General features: G+C 67.0%; 16 protein-coding genes and 1 tRNA gene. 9 read left to right on the top strand and 8 right to left on the bottom strand.

The window, feature by feature from the left end; genetic code table 11:
* Positions 1–3: 3 nt before the first annotated feature.
* Positions 4–207 carry a YgaP family membrane protein gene (locus CRO39_RS00810; protein ID WP_097119981.1) on the bottom strand — a complete coding sequence of 68 codons (204 nt, stop codon included), beginning with the start codon at positions 205–207 and terminating at the stop codon, positions 4–6.
* A gap of 26 nt (positions 208–233) precedes the next feature.
* Positions 234–1,505 (bottom strand): NAD(P)/FAD-dependent oxidoreductase, encoded by a 1,272-nt coding sequence (locus CRO39_RS00805; RefSeq protein WP_097119980.1) that lies wholly within the window; start codon positions 1,503–1,505, stop codon positions 234–236.
* 160 nt (positions 1,506–1,665) lie between these two features.
* Between CRO39_RS00805 and CRO39_RS00800 the strand changes: the two genes are divergently transcribed.
* Genes CRO39_RS00800 through CRO39_RS00785 form a run of 4 tightly spaced genes read left to right on the top strand, consistent with a single transcriptional unit; the run spans position 1,666 to position 3,648 of the window.
* Positions 1,666–2,079 (top strand): rhodanese-like domain-containing protein, encoded by a 414-nt coding sequence (locus CRO39_RS00800; protein ID WP_097119979.1) that lies wholly within the window; start codon positions 1,666–1,668, stop codon positions 2,077–2,079.
* Positions 2,072–2,410 carry an ArsR/SmtB family transcription factor gene (locus CRO39_RS00795; protein ID WP_097119978.1) on the top strand — a complete coding sequence of 113 codons (339 nt, stop codon included), beginning with the start codon at positions 2,072–2,074 and terminating at the stop codon, positions 2,408–2,410. The genes CRO39_RS00800 and CRO39_RS00795 overlap by 8 nt, the downstream gene beginning before the upstream one ends.
* 19 nt (positions 2,411–2,429) lie before the next feature.
* Complete coding sequence (locus CRO39_RS00790; protein WP_097119977.1) at positions 2,430–2,780, top strand: rhodanese-like domain-containing protein; 351 nt, start codon at positions 2,430–2,432, stop codon at positions 2,778–2,780.
* Positions 2,781–2,784: 4 nt separating this feature from the next.
* Positions 2,785–3,648 carry an MBL fold metallo-hydrolase gene (locus CRO39_RS00785; RefSeq protein WP_097119976.1) on the top strand — a complete coding sequence of 288 codons (864 nt, stop codon included), beginning with the start codon at positions 2,785–2,787 and terminating at the stop codon, positions 3,646–3,648.
* On the opposite strand, the gene CRO39_RS00780 is transcribed toward CRO39_RS00785, so the two are convergent.
* The 6 genes from CRO39_RS00780 to CRO39_RS00755 all read right to left on the bottom strand — a co-directional run bounded on the left by CRO39_RS00780 (position 3,645) and on the right by CRO39_RS00755 (position 11,541).
* Positions 3,645–4,406, bottom strand: a complete 762-nt coding sequence (locus CRO39_RS00780) for a murein L,D-transpeptidase catalytic domain family protein (RefSeq protein WP_097119975.1) — start codon at positions 4,404–4,406, stop codon at positions 3,645–3,647. The genes CRO39_RS00785 and CRO39_RS00780 overlap by 4 nt on opposite strands.
* Positions 4,407–4,470: 64 nt before the next feature.
* A complete protein-coding gene (locus CRO39_RS00775; protein WP_238394586.1) occupies positions 4,471–5,481 on the bottom strand; it encodes a L,D-transpeptidase in 1,011 nt (336 codons plus the stop codon).
* 273 nt (positions 5,482–5,754) lie between these two features.
* A complete protein-coding gene (gene thrC, locus CRO39_RS00770) occupies positions 5,755–7,050 on the bottom strand; it encodes a threonine synthase (RefSeq protein WP_097119973.1) in 1,296 nt (431 codons plus the stop codon).
* Positions 7,051–7,738: 688 nt separating this feature from the next.
* Positions 7,739–8,704: a homoserine kinase gene (locus CRO39_RS00765; protein WP_176520156.1), complete on the bottom strand. Its 966-nt coding sequence runs from the start codon at positions 8,702–8,704 to the stop codon at positions 7,739–7,741.
* Positions 8,656–11,148 carry a bifunctional aspartate kinase/homoserine dehydrogenase I gene (gene thrA / locus CRO39_RS00760; protein ID WP_097119971.1) on the bottom strand — a complete coding sequence of 831 codons (2,493 nt, stop codon included), beginning with the start codon at positions 11,146–11,148 and terminating at the stop codon, positions 8,656–8,658. Before thrA ends, CRO39_RS00765 begins: the two co-directional genes overlap by 49 nt.
* A gap of 316 nt (positions 11,149–11,464) precedes the next feature.
* Positions 11,465–11,541, bottom strand: a tRNA-Arg gene (locus CRO39_RS00755).
* 263 nt (positions 11,542–11,804) lie between these two features.
* Here CRO39_RS00755 and CRO39_RS00750 point away from each other — a divergent pair.
* The 5 genes from CRO39_RS00750 to CRO39_RS00730 all read left to right on the top strand — a co-directional run bounded on the left by CRO39_RS00750 (position 11,805) and on the right by CRO39_RS00730 (position 20,221).
* Positions 11,805–12,650 (top strand): cyanophycinase, encoded by an 846-nt coding sequence (locus CRO39_RS00750; RefSeq protein WP_097119970.1) that lies wholly within the window; start codon positions 11,805–11,807, stop codon positions 12,648–12,650.
* A gap of 368 nt (positions 12,651–13,018) precedes the next feature.
* Positions 13,019–15,808, top strand: a complete 2,790-nt coding sequence (gene cphA, locus CRO39_RS00745) for a cyanophycin synthetase (protein ID WP_097119969.1) — start codon at positions 13,019–13,021, stop codon at positions 15,806–15,808.
* 6 nt (positions 15,809–15,814) lie between these two features.
* Complete coding sequence (locus tag CRO39_RS00740; RefSeq protein ID WP_238394587.1) at positions 15,815–18,160, top strand: DUF559 domain-containing protein; 2,346 nt, start codon at positions 15,815–15,817, stop codon at positions 18,158–18,160.
* Positions 18,161–18,366: 206 nt separating this feature from the next.
* Entirely contained in the window at positions 18,367–19,899 is a 1,533-nt protein-coding gene (gene amaB, locus CRO39_RS00735; RefSeq protein WP_097119968.1) for an L-piperidine-6-carboxylate dehydrogenase, read from the top strand.
* 46 nt (positions 19,900–19,945) lie between these two features.
* Entirely contained in the window at positions 19,946–20,221 is a 276-nt protein-coding gene (locus CRO39_RS00730) for a DUF4190 domain-containing protein (RefSeq protein WP_097119967.1), read from the top strand.
* Position 20,222 lies beyond the last annotated feature (1 nt).

Below are 20,222 nucleotides of genomic sequence, written 5' to 3'. Positions count from 1 at the left end.
CGCTCACTTGAAGGCGCAACCGCTGGAAAGGCCCAGCTTGCGGAAGACGATCGCGGCCGGGCAGAAACCGGTCACGCTGGACTGCAGCAGGTTCAGGCCGATGAAAGCGGTGAACAGCAGCCACCAGGGCGAAAAGAAATACACCAGCGCCACGCTGAGCAGAATCATGGCGCCGGCGAAGGCGAGTACGGCACGGTCGAGGTTCATGGGGTTTCTCCAGTGGGGTTGGGTTGTCAGCGCGTGCGCAGGATGCCCAGCAGCTTGAGCACGTACTTTTCGTAGACCGGCTCGGTATTGCCGGACTTCATCTTCATCAGGAAGTATTTTTCGAAGGCCACCTTGGCCAGGTGCACCCACTTGCCGGCCTTGGCCCAGGTGACGTTGCGCGGCGGAATCTGCGGCAGCGCCACGAATGCCACGCCGGTGTCGCCCATGTCGGCCAGGCAGATGGCGTTCCAGGTCGCCTTGCTGGCGGCGGCCCGCCCCTCCAGTTCGGCTTTGATGTTTTCGGCCACCGCGGTGACCATCGATTCGATCATGAAACCGGTCTTGGGCGCGCCGGTCGGCACCGGCGTGACCTCGACCGGCGGTATCGCCACGCAGACGCCGATCCCGTAGATGTTGGCGAACGCCGGGTGGCGCTGGTGCTCATCGATCAGCACGAAGCCGCGCGGATTGCCCAGGCCTTCGACCTGGCGCACCGCGTCCACGCCGGTGAACGCCGGCAGCACCATCGAGTAGCGGAACGGCAGCACATGGGTCTTCTTTGGCTGGCCATCGGCGTCCAGTTCGGACACGGTCATCTGGCCATCGGCGACGCTGGCGATCCTCGCGTTGACGATCCACTGGATATGCCGCTGGCGGAATTCCGATTCCATCAGTCCCTTCGAATCGCCGACCCCGCCCAGGCCCATGTGGCCGATATACGGTTCCGGCGAGACATAGGTCATCGGCACCCGGTCGCGCAGCTTGCGCTTGCGCAGATCGGCATCGAGGATCATCGCGAACTCATAGGCCGGACCGAAGCAACTGGCGCCGGCGGCGGCGCCGATGACGATCGGGCCCGGGTCCTTCAGGAACGCCTGGTAGGCATCCCAGGCCGAAGCCGCGTGGGCCGTGGTACAGACCGACTGCGTGTAGCCGCCCTCCGGCCCCAGTCCGGGCACTTCGTCGAACGCCAGCCGCGGGCCGGTGGCGATCACCAGGTAGTCGTAGTCCAGGCTGCGGCCGTCGCCCAACAGCACGCGATTGGCGGCCGGTTCGATGCGCTGCACGCCGGATCCCTCGAAAGCGATGTGCTTCCTGCCCAGGTGCTTGGGCGCGTCGATCTGCACATCGGCCGGTTTGCGCCAGCCCACCGCCACCCAGGGATTGGATGGCGTGAACGAGAACAACGGCCCCTCGCCCACCACGGTGACCCGATGCTCCTGTCCCAGCAGCGCCCGTATCTCGTAAGCGGCACTCATGCCGCCGATACCCGCGCCAATAATCACGATGCTTGCCATGTCCACCCCTCCAGTAGAGACCTGCGCCGTGGCCGTCAGCCGCCCGTCTGGGCAGGCTGCGCCCGTACTGCGGCCGGGACCTTGATCTGGCTCAACCTGGCCGCTTGCCATTAAATTAGACTTATCTTATATTAGTGTCAACTAATTTAGATGAACCGAAATGACAATCGACGTGAATTCGCTGGTTCGGCAGGCCCTGGCGCGCATCCAGGAGATTTCGCCGCTGGAGGTGACCGCCGCGCGGGCCGACGGCGCGCTGCTGATCGACGTGCGCGAGCCGGATGAATTCGCCGTCGGGCATCTGCCGCAGGCCATCAACCTGCCGCGCGGAGTGCTGGAGTTCAAAATCCAGGCGCACCCGGCCATGGCCTGCCAGGCCAGCGAGGCCCTGTCGCTGCGCGAACGGCCGTTGGTGCTGTACTGCCTGACCGGCGGCCGCGCCGCCCTGGCGGCCGACAGTCTTCAGCAACTGGGGTTCGAGCGCGTAAAGTCGATGGCCGGCGGCATCACCGCCTGGCGCGAAGCCGGGTTGCCGCTTCATACCCCCACAGATTCGTCCGGACCAGATGACTAGCCCATTGCGCGATATCGATCCCCAGGCCATGCGCGAACACGCCGGCGAAGCCGCGCAGTTGCTCAAGGCGCTGGCCAACGAGAAACGGTTGCTGGTGCTGTGCCTGCTGGCCGAAGGCGAGCGTTCGGTCGGCGACCTCAATGCGCTGCTGGACCTGAGCCAGTCGGCGCTGTCGCAGCACCTGGCGGTGCTGCGCGAGGAAGGACTGGTGGCCACCCGCCGCGACGCGCAGAGCATCTTCTATTCGCTGGTGCCCGGACCGGCTTTCGAACTGATCCAGACCCTGCACGGCATCTACTGCGCCACCGGCACCCGCGGCGGCAAGCCATGAACACGCAAGGAGAATCCGCATGTGGAAACTGATTGCCTCGCTGCTGCGCCCAAGCGTGCCGGTGCAGGACGTCGCGCAGCGCATCGCGCAAGGCGCCATGCTGCTGGACGTACGCGAACCGGCCGAACTGCGCGGCGGCGGCCCGCCCGGTGCGATATCGCTGCCGTTGAGCCGCCTGCGTGCCGGCGGCCATTCGGCGGCCGACGACCTGAAGCTTCCCGCGGGTGGCGAATACCTGTTGATCTGCCAGAGCGGCGTGCGCTCGCGGCTGGCGCAGCGCATCCTGCTTCGGGATCGCTCGCGCCGCTATCTGAATGTCGGCGGCGGCATGCAGGCCTGGGTGAAAGCCGGCCTGCCGGTGCGGAGATGAGGCGATGAACGCAAAACCGGAAATCCGCTCCTTCTTCGACCAAGCCACCTACACCATCACCCACCTGGTGTCCGATCCGGCGACCGGCCAGGCCGCCGTCATCGACCCGGTGCTCGACTACGATCATCGCTCGGGCGCGACCAGCCACGCCTCTGCCGACCGCGTACTGGCCGCAGCGGACGAATCTGGCCTGAAAATCGCCTGGATTCTGGAAACCCATGCCCACGCCGACCACCTGTCGGCCGCTCCATACCTGAAATCCCGCACCGGCGCGCAGGTGGGCATCGGCGAACACATCCGCGAGGTGCAGAGGATCTTCGCGCCCGTCTTCAACCTGGACGACATCAGCGGCGACGGGCGCGAATTCGACCGCCTGTTCGCCGACGGTGAGAGCTTTCCATTGGGCCGGTTGCAGGTTGAAGTGCTGCACACGCCGGGACACACGCCGGCCTGCGTGTCCTACCGCATCGGCGATGCGGTCTTCGTCGGCGATACGATCTTCATGCCCGACTACGGCACCGCGCGCACCGACTTCCCCGGCGGCAGCGCGACCACGCTTTACCGTTCCATCCAGCGGCTGCTGTCGCTGCCGGACGACACCCGCCTGTTCCTGTGCCACGACTACAAGGCGCCGGAACGGGATCACTACGCCTGGGAAACCACCGTGGCCGACCAGCGCGCGCGCAACGTGCATCTGCGCAACGGCGTTGGCGAACAGGACTTCGTGACCATGCGCGAACAGCGCGATGCCACCCTGCCTGCGCCGGTACTGCTGCTGCCGTCGGTCCAGGTGAACATCCGCGCCGGCAGGCTGCCAGAGCCGGAAGACAACGGCACCCGCTACCTGAAGATACCGCTCACGCCCTAGGGGCTGTTTAGGTTTCCCGAGCCGGCGCTGGGCATCGCCGCGGTCCGCGAACCCTGCGGCGGAACCACGGCATTGCCGCAGTCGCTGTTGAGCAGTTGCGACTGTTTCAGCCAACGCTGGTCCGGGTAATAGGCAAACACGAACGAACCATCGCGGATACTGTCGATCAGCGGCCGCGCCACCGCACTGCGCACCGCCGGGCAGCCCAGGCTGCGCCCCAACCGCCCCTGGCTGCTGATCAACGCCTGGCTGACGTAGGGCGCGCCGTGGATGACGATGGCCCGCTCGCGCGCCTTGTCGTTGATGCCAGGCTCCAGTCCCTTCAACCGCAGCGAATAGCCGTTCTGCCCCACGTACGCTTCTTCGGTGCGGAACGCGCCCAGGCTGGACATGTAGCTTCCGGATTCGTTGGAAAAACGCGTGGCCAGGTTATCGCCGGTATTGCGGCCGTGCGCCACCCATTCCTCGAACAACAGCTTCTGCTGCGCCAGATCGAACACCCACAGGCGCGGCTTGGTCGAAGGCAGCGAGTAATCGATGACGCTGAGCGTTGCCGGCGCCGTGCCCGGTCGGCCGGCGGCGCAGGACAACGCGCGGGTGGCCAGCGCCAGCACCTTGCGGTCCAGCGCGGGCGCGCTGCGCGCCAGCCGCTCGGTCAACGCTTCGGAAGGCCGTTGCTGGGCGGAGGCCAGCGGCGCCAGCCCCAGCAATGCGCAGGCGGCAATTCCCCATCGGGATGGTCGTGTGAAGGCGGTCATCGGCGGTACCGGAAAATACGGGAGATTGCAGCAGGCAGGACCGCCGCAGGCCAGAACTGGGGCCTCACGGCAGCGATTCCAAGACTGGCTGCTCCATCTGTTCGGCCGGCGTTGCGCGAACGCCGGGCAAATCGGACAGCAGCACGGTGGCGCCCGGGGTCAGGATGTCGTACAGGCGGCGCGAAAAATCCTCGGGAATCCAGAACGAATCGGCCAGCGTCCGCAGCGACGGCATCGGGCCCGCGTCTTCGCCCAGCACCCGGTGCGCGATCCAGCGATGCTGCCGGCGCTGCGGATCCAGCAGGCTGGGAATGTCTTCCATCTCGGTGGTCATCACAAACAGCACCGTGCCGTTGAGCCCGATGTCGTCGACGATCTGCAACGGCGCCGATCCCATCAACACGCCATCGCGCAGCACCGACACGCGGTGGTCGTACAGGCTGACCAGCACGCTGACCGGTCCCTCGCTGGGCGCGTTCTCGTTCCAGTACACCTGGTACGGCGAATCGGCAAACGCCACCGGCGCGCCGCTGGCGGTCACCGGCGCCAGCACCGCCGGATGCACGACGCTGGCCGGCGAGGCCTGCGCATTGGCCACCACCACCGAATCGCCGCGCTGGGTGATGGCGAACAGCTTCTCGGCGAATTCATGCGGCAGGCGCACGCAGCCGTGCGAAGCCGGATAGCCCGGCAGCGTGCCGCCGTGCAGCGCAATGCCGTCCCAGGTCAGCCGCTGCATATAAGGCATCGGCGCGTCGTTGTAGAGGTTGGAGCGGTGATCCTTGTTCTTCTGCAGGATGGTGAACACCCCGGTCGGGGTTTCCTTGCCCTGTTTGCCGGAACTGATGGTCGACACGCCGATGGCGATGCCGTTGCGGTAGACATAGGCGCGCTGCTCGTCCAGGCTGACCACCAGCACGATGGGCCCGGCCGGCGCGATCTGCGGATACCACAGGTATTCGCCCGGCTTGAGGTTGACCGCATCCGGCGTCCGTGTCTGCGCCAGCGCCGCAAAGACGGCCAGCAGACCGCCCAGGCACAGCCCAACGGCCCATCGGTTGCTTGCGGTTTTCATCCAGCGCTTGCCCATGGCCTCAGCTTAACCCGATCTATCTCGACATCTGCATCTGCCCTGCCCCGCATCCATCGCCATGCAGGAGCGACGTGAGTCGCGACCGGGAAGCGAATGGCTCTTTTTGCCGGCAATCAATGCGCCTTCTACGGCAGGAAAGAACAGCTCGAAAGCTTCGATCAGCCAACGCAAAAACACGGTAGAAAGCTCTATCCGGCCTTCGCTCCCATCTGCGTCTAAAACCAGTCATTGTTCCGGTCGCGACTCACATCGCTCCTACAAGGGAGCGAGGATCCGCTCGCGCAGGGCTTCGTACTGGGCGGGAATCGGTTGCGCCTGCGCCGGCCTTTGCAGCAACGCGGCCAAGGCCGGCGGCACTTCCACTTCCCGTCCGATCAGCGGCTCGACGACGCTTTCGAACTTGGCCGGGTGCGCGGTGGCGGCTACCGCCCAGTGACCGCTCTGGCCACCGGCGCGAAGATCCTCCAGCAACTTGACCGCCGTGGCCGTATGCGGGCAGAACACTTCGCCGAAATGCGCGTACCGGCGGCGAATGACTTCGCGGATGGTGGCATCGTCAACGCTGGCCGAGGTGAACGCCTCGCGCAGCCCCGCGTCATCGCCGCGGTACAACCAGCGCAGGCGCTCGAAGTTGCTCGGCGCGCCCACGTCCATCGCATTGGCGATGGTCGCCACGCTGGCCTGCGGCGCATAGTCGCCGCCGGAAAAATAGTCCGGCAACACCCGGTTGGCATTGGTCGCCAGCACGATGCGGCCCAGCGGCACGCCCAGCGCGCGTGCCAGGATCGCGGCCAGCGCGTTGCCCAGATTGCCGGTGGGAATGACGAAATTGAGCGTTTCTCCGCTAGCGGCATGATGGCGCAATGCCGCGTCGGCGTAATAGCTCATCTGCGGCAGCAACCGGCCCAGGCTGATGCTGTTGGCAGAGCTCAGCGGCGCCTGGGCCTGCAAGGCCGCATCGTTCAACGCGCGTTTGACCAGGGCCTGGCAATCGTCGAACGAACCGGCCACCCGCAACGCGGTGACGTTGTCGCCAAAACATCCCAACTGGTGCGCCTGCCGCGGCGACACCCGTCCGTCCGGGTACAGCACCACCACCCGCAGGCCCGGTTGCCGATGGAACGCCGCCGCCACCGCCGCGCCGGTATCGCCGGAAGTCGCCACCAGGATCGTCAACGGCCGCTCGCTGCCCGCGCGCAAGCGGGCCAGGCAGGCGGCCAGGAAGCGCGCGCCGAAGTCCTTGAACGCCGCGGTCGGCCCATGGAACAGCTCCAACACCTGATCGCCGGGCGCGGCCAGCGGTTGCAGCGGTGCCGGGAAGTCGAAGGCCTCGCGGCAGATCGCCGGCAGTTCCGCTTCCAGCCCGTCTCCGGCAAAGAACGGCGCCAGCAACTGCGCGGCGGTTTCGGCCAGGTCGGCGCCGGCCTGCAGCTCGCGCCTGGCCGGCAGCGTTTCGGGAACATAAAGCCCGCCATCGGGCGCCAGGCCGGCGGCGATGGCTTGGCTGAGGGTGGTGGCGGGGGCGTTGGAGCGGGTGGAGATGAAGTTCATTGCGTGTCCATCGGAAGTTAGTCGAACGAGTTCGGTACCACTGCTGTTGCTGTTGCTGTCCGCTTTTGCTTTTGCTTTTGCTCTGGATTTTCGGGTCCCTTGAGGTCCGGCGGACGGCGCGGGTTAAACCCCGTAGGGACGGCGCGCACGACGCGCGCCGTTTTTCGAAGGCACATGGATGTGCCGTCGAAAAATTCCCGTGACGTACGCGCACCCGCAGCGAAGCGGAGGGCGGACCGCCGGGCGGCCTTTCTTTTGCTTACTTTGACCAGCCTCCGGCTGTTGAAAAGCGCCTCTTTGGCCGCGCAAAGAAAAGTAAGTCGCACGACAGTGCGAAAGCCTTTGCTTTGTCTTTTTCTACTCGCGTTCTAAACAACAAAACGAATGGCAAAGCTCCAAAGCGTTTCGCGCTGTCGCGCGAGTTACTTTCTTTGCTTGTGCAAAGAAAGGTAACCAAAGAAAGCACACCCGGGCGGCGCCCTTCGGGTCCGCAAGCGGACCGGGAATTTCCGGACGGCACATCCATGTGCCTTCCGGAAACGGCGCGCGTCGTGCGCGCCGCCCCTGCGGGGTTTAACCCGGTCCGCTTGCCGCGCCTCACGGGATCCGAAAATCCAGAGCAACAGCAACAGCAACAGCAACAGCAACAACAACGGCAAACAGCAACAGCAAAAGCGGGACGGAGCGGTTACAGCAATCGCGCGGCCGGCGCATTGATTGGCGAGACCCAGGCCTGGCTGTCGAAACCGGCCTGCGCGAACGCCGCCTGGATGGCCGGCGCCGCCGCATCGGCTTGGCCACGGCTCTCGAACCACGCGAACACGCTGGGGCCTGCACCGGAAATGCTGGCTCCCATCGCCCCGGCCTGCAGCGCCGCCTGCTTGGCAGCGGCAAAGCCGCCGATCAACGGCGCACGACGCGGCTCGATCAGCACATCGTTCAGGCCCGCGCGCACCAACGCGGCGTCGCCGGCGTGGCAACCGGCCAGCACCAGCGCCAGGTTGGCGCTCTGCGCGACGAACTCCTTCAACTGGTATTCGCCCAGCAAAGCAGCGCGGGCGCGGCGGGTTTCCAGGATCGCCTCCGGGTGCACCAGCACGCAGTGCCAGTCCCGGGGAACCGGAATGCGGACCAGATGTTCGGCCGTGGCCAGCACCAGCCCGCCGAGCAGCATCGGTCCCAGGTTGTCCCCGTGCCTGCCGCCGCTGGCGACCGCTTCGCCGACCAGCGCGAACGGATACAGCGCCTGCGCCGGCAACGGCTCATCCAGCAACGCGTTGGCGGCCACCAGCGCGGCCACACAGGAAGCGGCCGAACCGCCCATGCCCGAGCCCAGCGGAATGCCCTTGTCGATTTCCACTTCGAACCCGAACGGCAGCGCCAGCGATTCGCGCATCGCCATCAGCGCGGCGCCGGCGGTATTGGCCGCCGCCTCCCGCGGCAGATCCACGGTGGTGCCGCGGATCGCGGCAATGCGTACTTCCGGGGTTTCGATGCGGCGCAGGCCAACCGTATCGCCGGCGCCTTCGATCACATGGCCCAGAATATCGAAACCGACGCCGACATTGCCCACCGATGCCGGCGAGAACGCTTTGACCCATTCGCTCACAGCTTCGCCCCCTGCCCCGCGGCCACCCGCAATACATCGGCGAATACCCCGGCCGCGGTGACCTCCGGGCCCGCGCCCGGCCCCTGCACGATCAACGGGTTATCGCAGTAGCGGCGGGTGGTGAATTGCACGATGTTGTCGGTCAGGCGCAGGTTGGCGAAGGCGTGCGCGCGCGGCAGTTCGACCAGGCCCACGCTGGCGCGGCCTTGCGCATCCAGCCGTGCCACATAACGCAGCACATTGCCGGCGGCATGGGCGCACTGCAGGCGCTCGGCGAATGCCGCATCCACCTCCGGCAGGCGGCTCATGAAATCGTCCACGCTGGCCTGGCGCAGCGACTCGGGCACCAGGCTTTCCACCTCGACATCTTCCAGGTTCAGATTGCGGCCAGCCTCGCGCGCCAGGATCACCAGCTTGCGCGCCACGTCGGTGCCGGACAGGTCATCGCGCGGATCCGGCTCGGTATACCCCATTCCGCGCGCCTCGCTCACCAGTTGCGAGAACGGCACGCTGCCATCGAAACGGTTGAACAGCCAGGCCAACGTGCCCGAGAAGATGCCTTCCACCGAGATCACCGCATCGCCGGTATCCAGCAGATCGCGCAACGTGGAAATCACCGGCAGGCCGGCGCCGACGGTGGCCTCGTAACGGAAGCGCGCGCCGCTGGCGTCGGCGGCAGCGCGGATGGCTTGCAGGCGCGGCATCGGCCCGGCGCCGGCCTGCTTGTTGGGCGTCACCACGTGGATGCCGGCCGCCAGCCAGTCCGCGTAGCGTTCGGCGACCTGCGGACTGGCGCTGCAGTCGACGATCACCGCATGCGGCAGGTGCGCGGAGGTCAGATGCGCGGTGAACCTGTCCAGATCGGCGGGCGTGGGGCTGGCCGCCAGCCGTTCGCGCCAGTCCGCGCCGATGCCGCGCTCATCCAGCAGCAAACGGCTGCTGGACGCGATCGCGCGCAGACGCAGATCCAGGTTGGCCTTGCCCAGCAGTTGCGGTTGCGCGGCACGCAGTTGTTCGATCAGCGCACCGCCGACATTGCCCGGCCCGATCACGCCAACCGAGAACGTCTGCGGCGACAGCCAGAAGCCGGCATGGGCGGCGCGCAGCGCCTTGCTGGCGTCCGCGCTGTCGATGGCCACGGAAATGTTGCGCTCCGACGACCCCTGCGCGATGGCCAGGATGTTGACCCGCGCACGCCCCAGCGATTCGAACAGCCGCGCGGCCACGCCCGGCTGGCCGGCCATGCCATCGCCGACCGCGGCCAGCACGCTGACGCCTTCGGTCAGCTGCACGCGCTGCACCTGGCCCACCGCCAGTTCGTGCGCGAACGCGGTCAGCAGCGCGGTGCGTGCGCGCTGCGATTCCACGCTCCTGACCACGCAGCAGATCGAGTGCTCCGATGAGCCCTGCGAAATCATCACCACCGAAACGCGCGCGGTGCGCAACGCCGCGAACACCCGCTCGGCGGTGCCCGGCACGCCGATCAGGCCGGTGCCCTCCAGATTCAGCACCGCCAGGTCCGGGCTGAGCGTCAGCCCTTTCACCGGGCCGGCGGTTTCGCGCTCGGCGGTGATGCGGGTGCCCGGATGTTCGGGATGGAAGGTGTTGCGGATGATGATGGGCAGGCCGCGCTCGATGGCCGGGGCCATCGTCTGCGGGTGCACGACCTTGGCGCCGAAATAGGCCAGCTCGCAGGCCTCGTCGTAGCTCAGCGCGCCCAGTTGCACCGCTTCGGGCACCAGCCGCGGATCGGCCGACAGCACGCCATCGACGTCGGTCCAGATATGCAGTTCGGCCGCATCGTACAGCGCGGCGAAGATGGCGCCGGAGTAGTCGCTGCCGTTGCGGCCCAGCGTGGTGATGCGGTCGGCGTGGTCGCGCGCGACGAAGCCGGTCACCACCACGCGCCGCTGCGGATGGCGCTGGCGCCAGTCGGCCAGCCGCTGCGCGCTGATGGTCCAGTCCACGTCCACGCCCAGATCGCTGGTTTCCACCACCAGCACTTCGCGCGCATCCAGCACCGCGCAGTCCTCGCCGCAGGCGCGCAGGTGTTCGCCCAGCAGCCGCGCCGAGCAGACCTCGCCCAGCCCCTGCACGCGGTCCAGCACTTCCGCCGGCAGCTCGCCGATCACCGCCAGCGCGGCCAGAATCTCTTCCAGCTTCCCGAAGCGCTCGTCCAGCCACTCCAGCACCGGCCCGGCGTGTTCGCCCAGCAGCGCCACCGCCGCGCCGCGGTGGCGGGCGCGCAGTTCGTGCCAGCGCTCGCGCCACTCCGGGCGGTTGCCGGAAGCCAGTTCGGCCAGGCCGATCAGGGCATCGGTGACGCCCTTCATCGCCGAGACGACGGTGACCTGTATGTCTTCGTCGCGGGCCAGCAGCAACTGGGCGACATGGCGGTAACGTTCGGCGTCGGCCACCGACGTGCCACCGAACTTGTGCACGACGGTGCGTAGGGAAGACGGATCTTGAACTGCGGCAATGGACGGCATGGAACCTGGAACCTCTGTTGTGAGGCCCCGCGCGCGCGTCAGACTGAGGGTCGCCCCGCATCCTGACTCGGGTGCGGGGCCGTGGTTTGCGAATTACGCGAACACAACCAGCCGCACCCGACTAATCGTCGTGGTAATGGTGATGGTGGTAATGGACGACGCGCGACCGCTGGCGGCACGGCCTTCCGCAGGCGGCAGGGCCTGGGGACGGGCTTGCGGGCAATGGCGGGCGGCGCGGCGCATACGCGTTAGAGGACACGATGAGGCGGCCCGCTGTCAAGTGCTGCGGCGCGGCAATCGGTATCGAGGTTTGCAATGGCGGCCCCGGCGCGATTCGAACGCACGACCTTCCCCTTAGGAGGGGGACGCTCTATCCAGCTGAGCTACGGGGCCAAGGCCGGCATTCTCGCATGATTGGCCACCTGTTCAAGCCGCACGCGGGCGCCTGACGGCCGGCGCAAAGCAACCTGCCCCATCCGGGTAGCGTGGCAGGCCCTGCGCCGCGCGGCGTGCTACCTTTGCCGGGACCGCGGGGCTCCGGCCCCCGATCGCCGGGGGCTTGGGGGGAAATCGGGAGCCGCAGGGCGCGCGAAGCGTACTGGCCGGCTTCCGTCGCGGCGGCGTTGCGCGATGCCCATTAGATGGAGTTGTGTTGCATGTGTCCAAGCAAGGTCTCCGCCGGAGATGAGCGGGGCTGGATCGTCCCCATCGGCGGTGCCGAGGAAAAGGAAAACAGCGCCAGGATCCTCGAGCGTTTCGTCAGACTCTGCGGCGGCCGCGACGCCGACATCGTGGTGATCCCCACCGCCAGCCGGCTGGCCGACACCGGCGCGCGCTACGAAACCGTGTTCGGCCGCCTGGGTGCCGGCCGCGCCGAGTCGCTGGAATTCGACAGCCGCGACGACGGCGAACGCGAGCAGTGGCTGCGCCGCATCGAGCAGGCCAGCGGCATCTTCTTCACCGGCGGCAACCAGTTGCGCATCTCCACCATCCTGGGTGGCACCGAAGCGGCCAAGCTGATCCGCCAGCAGAACGCGCGCGGCATCGCCGTCGGCGGCACCAGCGCCGGCGCCAGCATCCTCAGCGAACACATGATCGCCTTCGGCGAGGAAGGTTCGTCGCCGCACGCCGGCAGCGTGCGGCTGGCGCCGGGACTGGGACTGACCAACCGTTTCATCATCGACCAGCACTTCCGCCAGCGCGACCGGCTGGGCCGGCTGGTGGCCGCGCTGGCCTACAACCCGTTCGCCATCGGCATCGGCCTGGACGAGGACACCGCCGCCTTCATCGGCCCGGACAACACCGTGGAAGTCGAAGGCAGCGGCGCGGTCACCGTGGTCGACGCCGGCGCGCTGGAGTTCTCGTCGATGGCCCAGGTCAGCGAAGACGAGCCGGTCTGCCTGCTGGGCCTGACCGTCCACATCCTGACCGCCGGCGCTACCTTCAACCTGCACACCCGCCAGGCGTCGGCCGGCAGCCTGGACCGGAAGCGGACCGGTTGATGCATTGGCCACACCTTCACCCAGGGCCATGACCATGGCTTTCTAGGTGGTTGTGGTTGCGGTTGTTTTTTTGTTGTTGCTGTTGTTGTTGCTGTTGCCGTACCAGCTTCACCCAGCCCTAAAGGCCGCCGAGCATCGCAGCGGCCAGTGGGAGCAAGGCCCGAGTCCGGGCCGGCCCGCTGGTCGCGAGAAGCGCAGGGAACCGCCGCAGGCGGCGGCTGTCGGGCGCAATGGTTTTGGTTCCTTTTGCCGTAACAAAAGGAACTCGCGCGCAGCGCGAAAGCTTTGGCCTTTGGCTGTCGCCAAAGAAACCGGCAAATCCCATTCCGGCAACCGCCGGGCCGACCAACACAACACAGAGGCAAAGCATGCGCATCCTGGAACGCTCGGTCTACGTCGGCCCCTCCCAGTACGCCCACTTCCCGGTCATCCGCCTGGAACTGGACCTGCAGGCGCTGGAAGCCTGGCCCACCGGCAGGCTCGGCGCGGCTTTCGTCGACGGCCTGGTCGCCGCCCTGCCCGGCCTGGCCGAGCACGGCTGTTCCTACCGCGAACCCGGCGGCTTCATCCGCCGCATGCGCGAGGACGAAGGCACCTGGCTGGGGCATGTGCTGGAACACGTCGCCATCGAACTGCAGAACGTCGCCGGCGAAGATGTCAGCTTCGGCCGTACCCGCAGCATCGGTTCGGACCGGCCCGGCGTCTATTCGGTGGTCTACGAATACGCGCAGAAGGAAGAAGGCATCGCCGCCGGCGAACTGGCGCTGAAGCTGCTGGCCTCGCTGCTGCCGGTCGAACTGCGGCCCAAGGGCAGCGTGCCCGAGGACTGGGACTGGGAAAGCGCGCGCGACGATTTCATCCGCTACGCGCAGCGGCGCGCACTGGGGCCATCGACCGCCTCGCTGGTGCGCGCGGCCGAAGAGCGCAACATCCCCTGGTTCCGCCTCAACAACCAGTCGCTGGTGCAGTTCGGCCACGGCAAATACCAGCAGCGCATCCAGGCCACGATCACCGGCAAGACGCCGCACATCGCGGTGGAACTGGCCAGCGACAAGGAGGAAACCAACAAGATCCTCGCCTCGCTGGGCCTGCCGGTACCGCGCCAGGAACTGGTCACCGATGCCACCGGCGCGCTGCGCGCAGCCAAGCGGCTCGGCGGCCCGGTGGTGCTGAAACCCTACAACGGCAACCATGGCCGCGGCATCACCATCAACATCAGCGGCGACGACGAAATCCGCGAAGCCTTCGCGGCCGCACGCGAGCATTCGCGCTCGGTCATCGTCGAAAATTTCGTTGGCGGCGACGATCACCGGCTGTTGGTCGTCAACGGCGAACTGGTCGCCGCCACCCGCCGCACGCCCGGCCATGTGATCGGCGACGGCAGGCACGACATCGCCGAACTGGTCGACATCGTCAACTCGGACCCGCGCCGCGGCGTGGGTCACGAAAAAGTGCTGACCCGGCTGGAACTGGATGCGCAGGCGGATCTGATGCTCGAACGCGTCGGCTACAACCACTTCTCGGTGCCGGCCGAAGGCGAAGTGGTCTACCTGCGCTCGACCGCCAACCTGTCCACCGGCGGTACCGCCACCGACGTCACCGACATCATCCACCCCGACAACCGCGACATGGCCGTGCGCGCGGTGCGCGCGATCGGCCTGGACGTGGGCGGGGTCGATTTCATTTCCACCAATATCGCCGAAAGCTACAAGGCCATCGGCGGCGGCATCTGCGAAGTCAACGCCGCGCCCGGCTTCCGCATGCATGTGGCGCCCAGCGAAGGCACGCCGCGCGATGCCGCCGGCCCGGTCATCGACATGCTGTTCCCGCCGGGCACGCCGTCGCGGGTGCCGATTGCCGCCGTCACCGGCACCAACGGCAAGACCACCACCGCGCGGATGCTGGCGCATATCACCAAGATGGCCGGCTACACCCCGGGGCTGACCACCACCGACGGGGTCTATATCGACGGCCAGCGCACGGTGGAAGGCGACATGACCGGGCCGGTGTCGGCGCGGATGGTGCTCAGCGATCCGCAGATCGACATCGCCGTGCTGGAAACCGCGCGCGGCGGCCTGCTGCGCAGCGGCATGGGCGTACCGGAGGTCAACGTCGGCGCGGTCCTGAACGTGCAGGCCGACCACCTGGGCCTGAAAGGCATCGACACGCTGGAGCAACTGGCCGAGATCAAGCGCATCGTGGTGGAAGTGGCGCGCGATTGCGCCGTGCTCAACGCCGATGACGGCAATGTGCTGAAGATGTCGGCCTATACCGATGCCCGGACCATCTGCTATGTGACGATGAACCCCTCGCACGGGCTGGTGCGCGAGCACATCCGCGCCGGCGGCCGCGCCTGCGCGCTGGAAGCCGGCATCAACGGCCACATGATCACGCTGTACGACAAGGGCAGCCATATCCCGCTGATGTGGACCCACCTGATCCCGGCCACGATGGAAGGCCGCGCCCTGCACAACGTGCAGAACGCGATGTTCGCCGCGTCTATCGCGTTCTCGCTGGGCATCAAGCTCGACGCGATCCGGCAGGGCCTGCGCACGTTCGACACCACGTTCTTCCAGGCGCCGGGGCGGATGAACGTGTTCGGCGAGCACCCGTTCAAGGTGCTGATGGACTACGCGCACAATGCGCATGCGGTAGGCATGATGGCGGATCTGGCGCAGCGGCTGGACGTGAGCGGCCGTCGCATCGTGGTGGTCGCCGGTCCCGGCGACCGCCGCGACGACGATCTGCGTGCGATCGCCGATGCGGTAGCAGGCAAATTCGACCACTATGTGGTGCGCCGCGACGATGCGCTGCGCGGCCGCGACGGCGACGAGGTGCCGCGCATCATCGCCAAGGCCCTGCAGGCCGGCGGGATCGGTGAAGACGCCATCACCGTCATTCCGGACGAACAGCAGGCCGTCGATGCCGCGTTGCGGATGGGCCAGCCGGGAGACCTGCTGATGGTGTTCGCCGACGCGCTGACCCGCACCTGGAAACAGATCATCAAGTTCCAGCCGGCCGGCGAAGCGCCCAGCCCCCTGCCCAGGACCGAAATCCCGGTCGCCCACTCGCTGCTGGACGAGGCCACGCTGAACAATCTGGAGGGCGTGATCCGCGACGAGCGCGGCCTGGTGTTCGAACGCGAAGCCAGCGACTGAACCGCCGTGGCGCCGGAACCCTTTACCGACTCGCGCCGGCTGACCGGCTGCAACGTCTATTTCGCCGGCACCGGCGCGGCGCTGGAGACCGCGCGCGGACTGGCGTTCGGCGACGATGCGCTCGCCCGCTGGCAGGCCAATATCGCGGCCGTTCGGGCGGCGCTGGGCTGGCCGGAGACCGACACCGTCATCCGCCGACACGCCAGCGGCGCCTCGCTGGCCTTCGCCGCACCGCTGGATCAGCTGTACACCGCCACCGAAGTCAACGAATGGGCATGGTGGTCGGCGAGCCTGGATTCTGATGCCAACCCTGATTCTCAAGTCAGCGCAGGAGAGATAAGTGCGTCTGTTGTTCCCTTCTCCCACTGGGAGAAGGTGGCCGAAGGCCGGATGAGGGAGGAAGCCCAAAGCTCCAACGCAACTTTCCGAAAGAAGCTGCCTTTCGACCAAGAAACCAAAGATTTCATCCGCCAACTGAGAGAGAACTCCACCCAACCCGAACAACTCCTCTGGTCCTTCCTGCGCGACCGCCGCCTGCATGACCAGAAATTCTGCCGTCAAGAATCGCTGGGACCGTATGTTCTCGATTTCTACTGCCATGAGTTGAAACTAGCGATAGAACTGGATGGCGGACAGCACAACGAACCGCAGCCACTGGTGAACGACGCCAAGCGCGACGCTTTCGTCGCCAGCCAGGGCGTCATGACGCTGCGGTACTGGAATCATGATGTACTCGCTCGTACGGAAGATGTTCTGTTCGACATTTCCCATCGGGTGCTTGCGCTTGTGAAGGGCGATGCTGCAACCGGAGAGCCCATTCCCTCATCCGCAGTTTGGGCACCTTCTCCCAAAGGGAGAAGGGAAGAACAAATGCTCTACCACGCCCCTGGCCACGCCGCGGTGTGGGATACCGACTGCGCCCTGCGCACGCTGCGCCTGGCCGCCGCAGCGGAAGCGCTGCCGCAACTGATCGCATTGCAGCAACAGGCCGCGACGCATCAGGTCGCCTTCCTTGCCGACGACGACGAGCTCTCGCTCGGCGAAGGCGTCGGCAGCCGCAGCTGGTTCATCGACGGTCTTCCTGCGCCGTCATCGGTGCCATGGCGCGATCTGCACGATATTCCCACCGCGCTGGTCACCGGCTCCAATGGCAAGACCACCACCGTGCGGCTGCTTGCGGCAATGGCGCGGGCGCATGGCTGGCGCACCGCGCATAGCTGCACCGATGGGGTGTATTTCGAAGGCCAGCCGCTGGAAGCCGGGGATTTTTCCGGCCCCACCGGCGCGCGCACCGCGTTGCGCCATCCGCAGGCGCAGGCGGCGGTACTGGAAACCGCGCGCGGCGGACTGCTGCGGCGCGGGCTGGCGGTATGCCGCGCCAATGTGGCGGTGGTGACCAATATCGCGGTCGATCATTTCGGCGAATACGGCGTGCATACCCTGCAGGACCTGGCCCGGGTCAAGCTGACCGTGGCACGCGCCATTGATGCCGGCGGACTGCTGGTGCTCAACGCCGATGACGCGGTGTTGCGCGAACAGGCGCCAACGCTGGCCTGCCCCATCGGCTGGTTTGCGCTGGATTTCGACCATCCGCTGCTGCGCTCGCAGCGCGACAGCGGCGGCGCCGCCTGCGGCGTACGCGATGGAACGCTTTGCCTGCATGCCAATGGCAGCACCTTCGCGCTGGGCCAAGCGGCCGCCATGCCGATAGCCCTGGGCGGACGCGCCGGCTACAACATCGCCAACATCGCCGCCGCCGCACTGGCCGGTTACGCGCTGGGAATCGCACCGGGCACCCTGGCCGCCACGCTGATGCGGTTCGGCGCAAGCGGTGCGGACAATCCCGGACGGCTGCAGCACTGGCGATTCGGCGCGCTGCAGGTGTATGTCGACTACGCGCACAACCCCGACGGCCTGCGCGGATTGCTGCGCGCGGTGGATGCATCGGGACGGCCGGGCCGGATGGCCATCATGCTGGGACATGCCGGCAATCGCGAGGACGCCGACCTGCGCGCGGTGGCGTCGGTTGCCGCCAGCGCCAGGCCGGAGCAGGTGGTGCTGAAGGACATCGCCGGCTACGAACGCGGCCGCGCCGCCGGCGAGGTGGCGGCGATCATGCGCGCGCAGTTGCTGGCCGACGGCGTGGCCGATGCCGCCATTGCCACCTGCCTGGACGAAGTGGAAGCCGCCCGCATCCCACTGGCCTGGGCCAGGGACGGCGATCTGCTGGTGCTGCCGATCCACGAGATGGATGCGCGCGACCGGGTCACGGCCTTGCTGGACCGGATGCAGGCCATCGGCTGGCAGGCCGGCGACCCGCTGCCCAGTGCCGATGGCGCGGGAGCGGCGTGAGTCGCGATGGACGGTTGGCACGGCCGGCCGCAAGCCGCTCGCCCTGCCGGCCCTATTGACCAGGCCGCAAACAGCCGCTCCCACAGGAACCGTTGCCGGGCCGGTGCAATAAGCAGTCAGGAAAAACCGCCGCTCTGCTAAAATTGTCCGACTTTTCGGGCCCATCCCCCGCTGACGGCCTGTTTCCCCGCTTTCTGGAGCTTTTCATGCCCGCAGACATCTTCAAGGCGCTCGGCCTTGGCAAAACCAATTCCGGCACCTACCTCGGCAGCGGCGAATGGTCGACCACCACCGACGCCGGCCTGCTGCAGTCGATCAATCCCACCACCAACCAGGTGATCGGCGAAGTCCACGCCACCAGCCAGGCCGACTACGAAACCGTCGTTGCGCGCGCGCAGGCCGCCTTCAAGGTGTGGCGCACCACGCCGGCGCCGCGCCGCGGCGAAGCCGTGCGCCTGTGCGGCGACGCGTTGCGCAGACACAAGGACGCGCTGGGCTCGCTGGTGGCGCTGGAGATGGGCAAGAGCAAGCCCGAGGGCGACGGCGAGGTGCAGGAAATGATCGACATCGCCGACTTCGCCGTTGGCCAGTCGCGCATGCTGTACGGCTACACCATGCACTCCGAGCGCCCCGGCCACCGCATGTACGAGCAGTACCACCCGCTGGGCCTGGTCGGCATCATCAGCGCGTTCAACTTCCCGGTTGCGGTGTGGGCGTGGAACTCGTTCCTGGCCGCCATCTGCGGCGACATCTGCATCTGGAAGCCGTCCAACAAGACCCCGCTCACCGCCATCGCGTCGATGAAGATCTGCAACGACGCGCTGAAGGCCGGCGGTTTCCCGGACATCTTCTTCCTGATCAACGATGCCGGCGTCGAGCTGGCGCAGCAGTTCGTCGACGACAAGCGCATTCCGCTGATCAGCTTCACCGGCTCCACCCAGGTCGGCCGCACCGTCGGCGAGCGCGTCGCCCGTCGCATGGGCCGCAGCCTGCTGGAACTGGGCGGCAACAACGCCATCATCCTGGATGAAACCGCCGACCTGAAACTGGCCATTCCCGGCATCGTGTTCGGCGCCGTCGGCACCGCCGGCCAGCGCTGCACCACCACGCGCCGGCTGATCGTGCACGAATCCATCTACGACAACGTGCTGGCCACGCTGGTCAAGGCGTACAAGCAGGTCGAAGGCAAGATCGGCGATCCCACCGATCCGGCCAACCTGATGGGCCCGCTCAACAGCCAGGGCGCGGTGCAGCAGTTCCTGGCCTCCATCGAAAAGGCCAAGGCCAGCGGCGGCACCGTCGAGACCGGCGGCACCGCCATCGACCGCCCCGGCAACTTCGTGCTGCCGACCATCATCACCGGCCTGAAGAATTCCGACGAGGTGGTGCAGCACGAAACCTTCGCGCCGATCCTGTACGTGATGAAGTACGCCACCCTGGACGAAGCCATCGACATGCAGAACGCCGTGCCGCAGGGCCTGTCCTCGTCCATCTTCACCCAGAACCTGAAGGCGGCCGAGCAGTTCCTGTCGGCGGCCGGCAGCGACTGCGGCATCGCCAACGTCAACATCGGCACCAGCGGCGCCGAGATCGGCGGCGCGTTCGGCGGCGAGAAGGAAACCGGCGGCGGCCGCGAGTCCGGTTCGGACGCGTGGAAGGTCTACATGCGCCGGCAGACCAACACCATCAACTACTCCGACTCGCTGCCGCTGGCCCAGGGCATCAAGTTCGATCTGTAATCGGCACGCACTCGTTTCCATCACTGCAATGCAAGGAACAGCACCCGTGAACGCACAAGCAAGACAGAACAGCACGTTGGCCATCGTCAGCCTGATCGCCGGCATTCTCGGCTGGACGCTGATGCCTTTCCTGGGCAGCGTGTGCGCCATCATCACCGGCCACATGGCGCGCGGCGAGATTCGCCGCAATCCGCAACTGGGCGGCGACGGCATGGCGGTCGGCGGTCTGATCCTGGGCTGGGCCTCGGTGGTGCTGTGGGTGCTGGCGGTGGTGGCGTTCCTGCTGTTCTTCGGCGGACTGGCCTGGCTGAGCACCCGCTGAT

The organism is Pseudoxanthomonas wuyuanensis (assembly GCF_900215535.1).
GTDB lineage: Bacteria > Pseudomonadota > Gammaproteobacteria > Xanthomonadales > Xanthomonadaceae > Pseudoxanthomonas_A > Pseudoxanthomonas_A wuyuanensis.
This window is presented reverse-complemented; position numbering and strand designations above follow the sequence as displayed.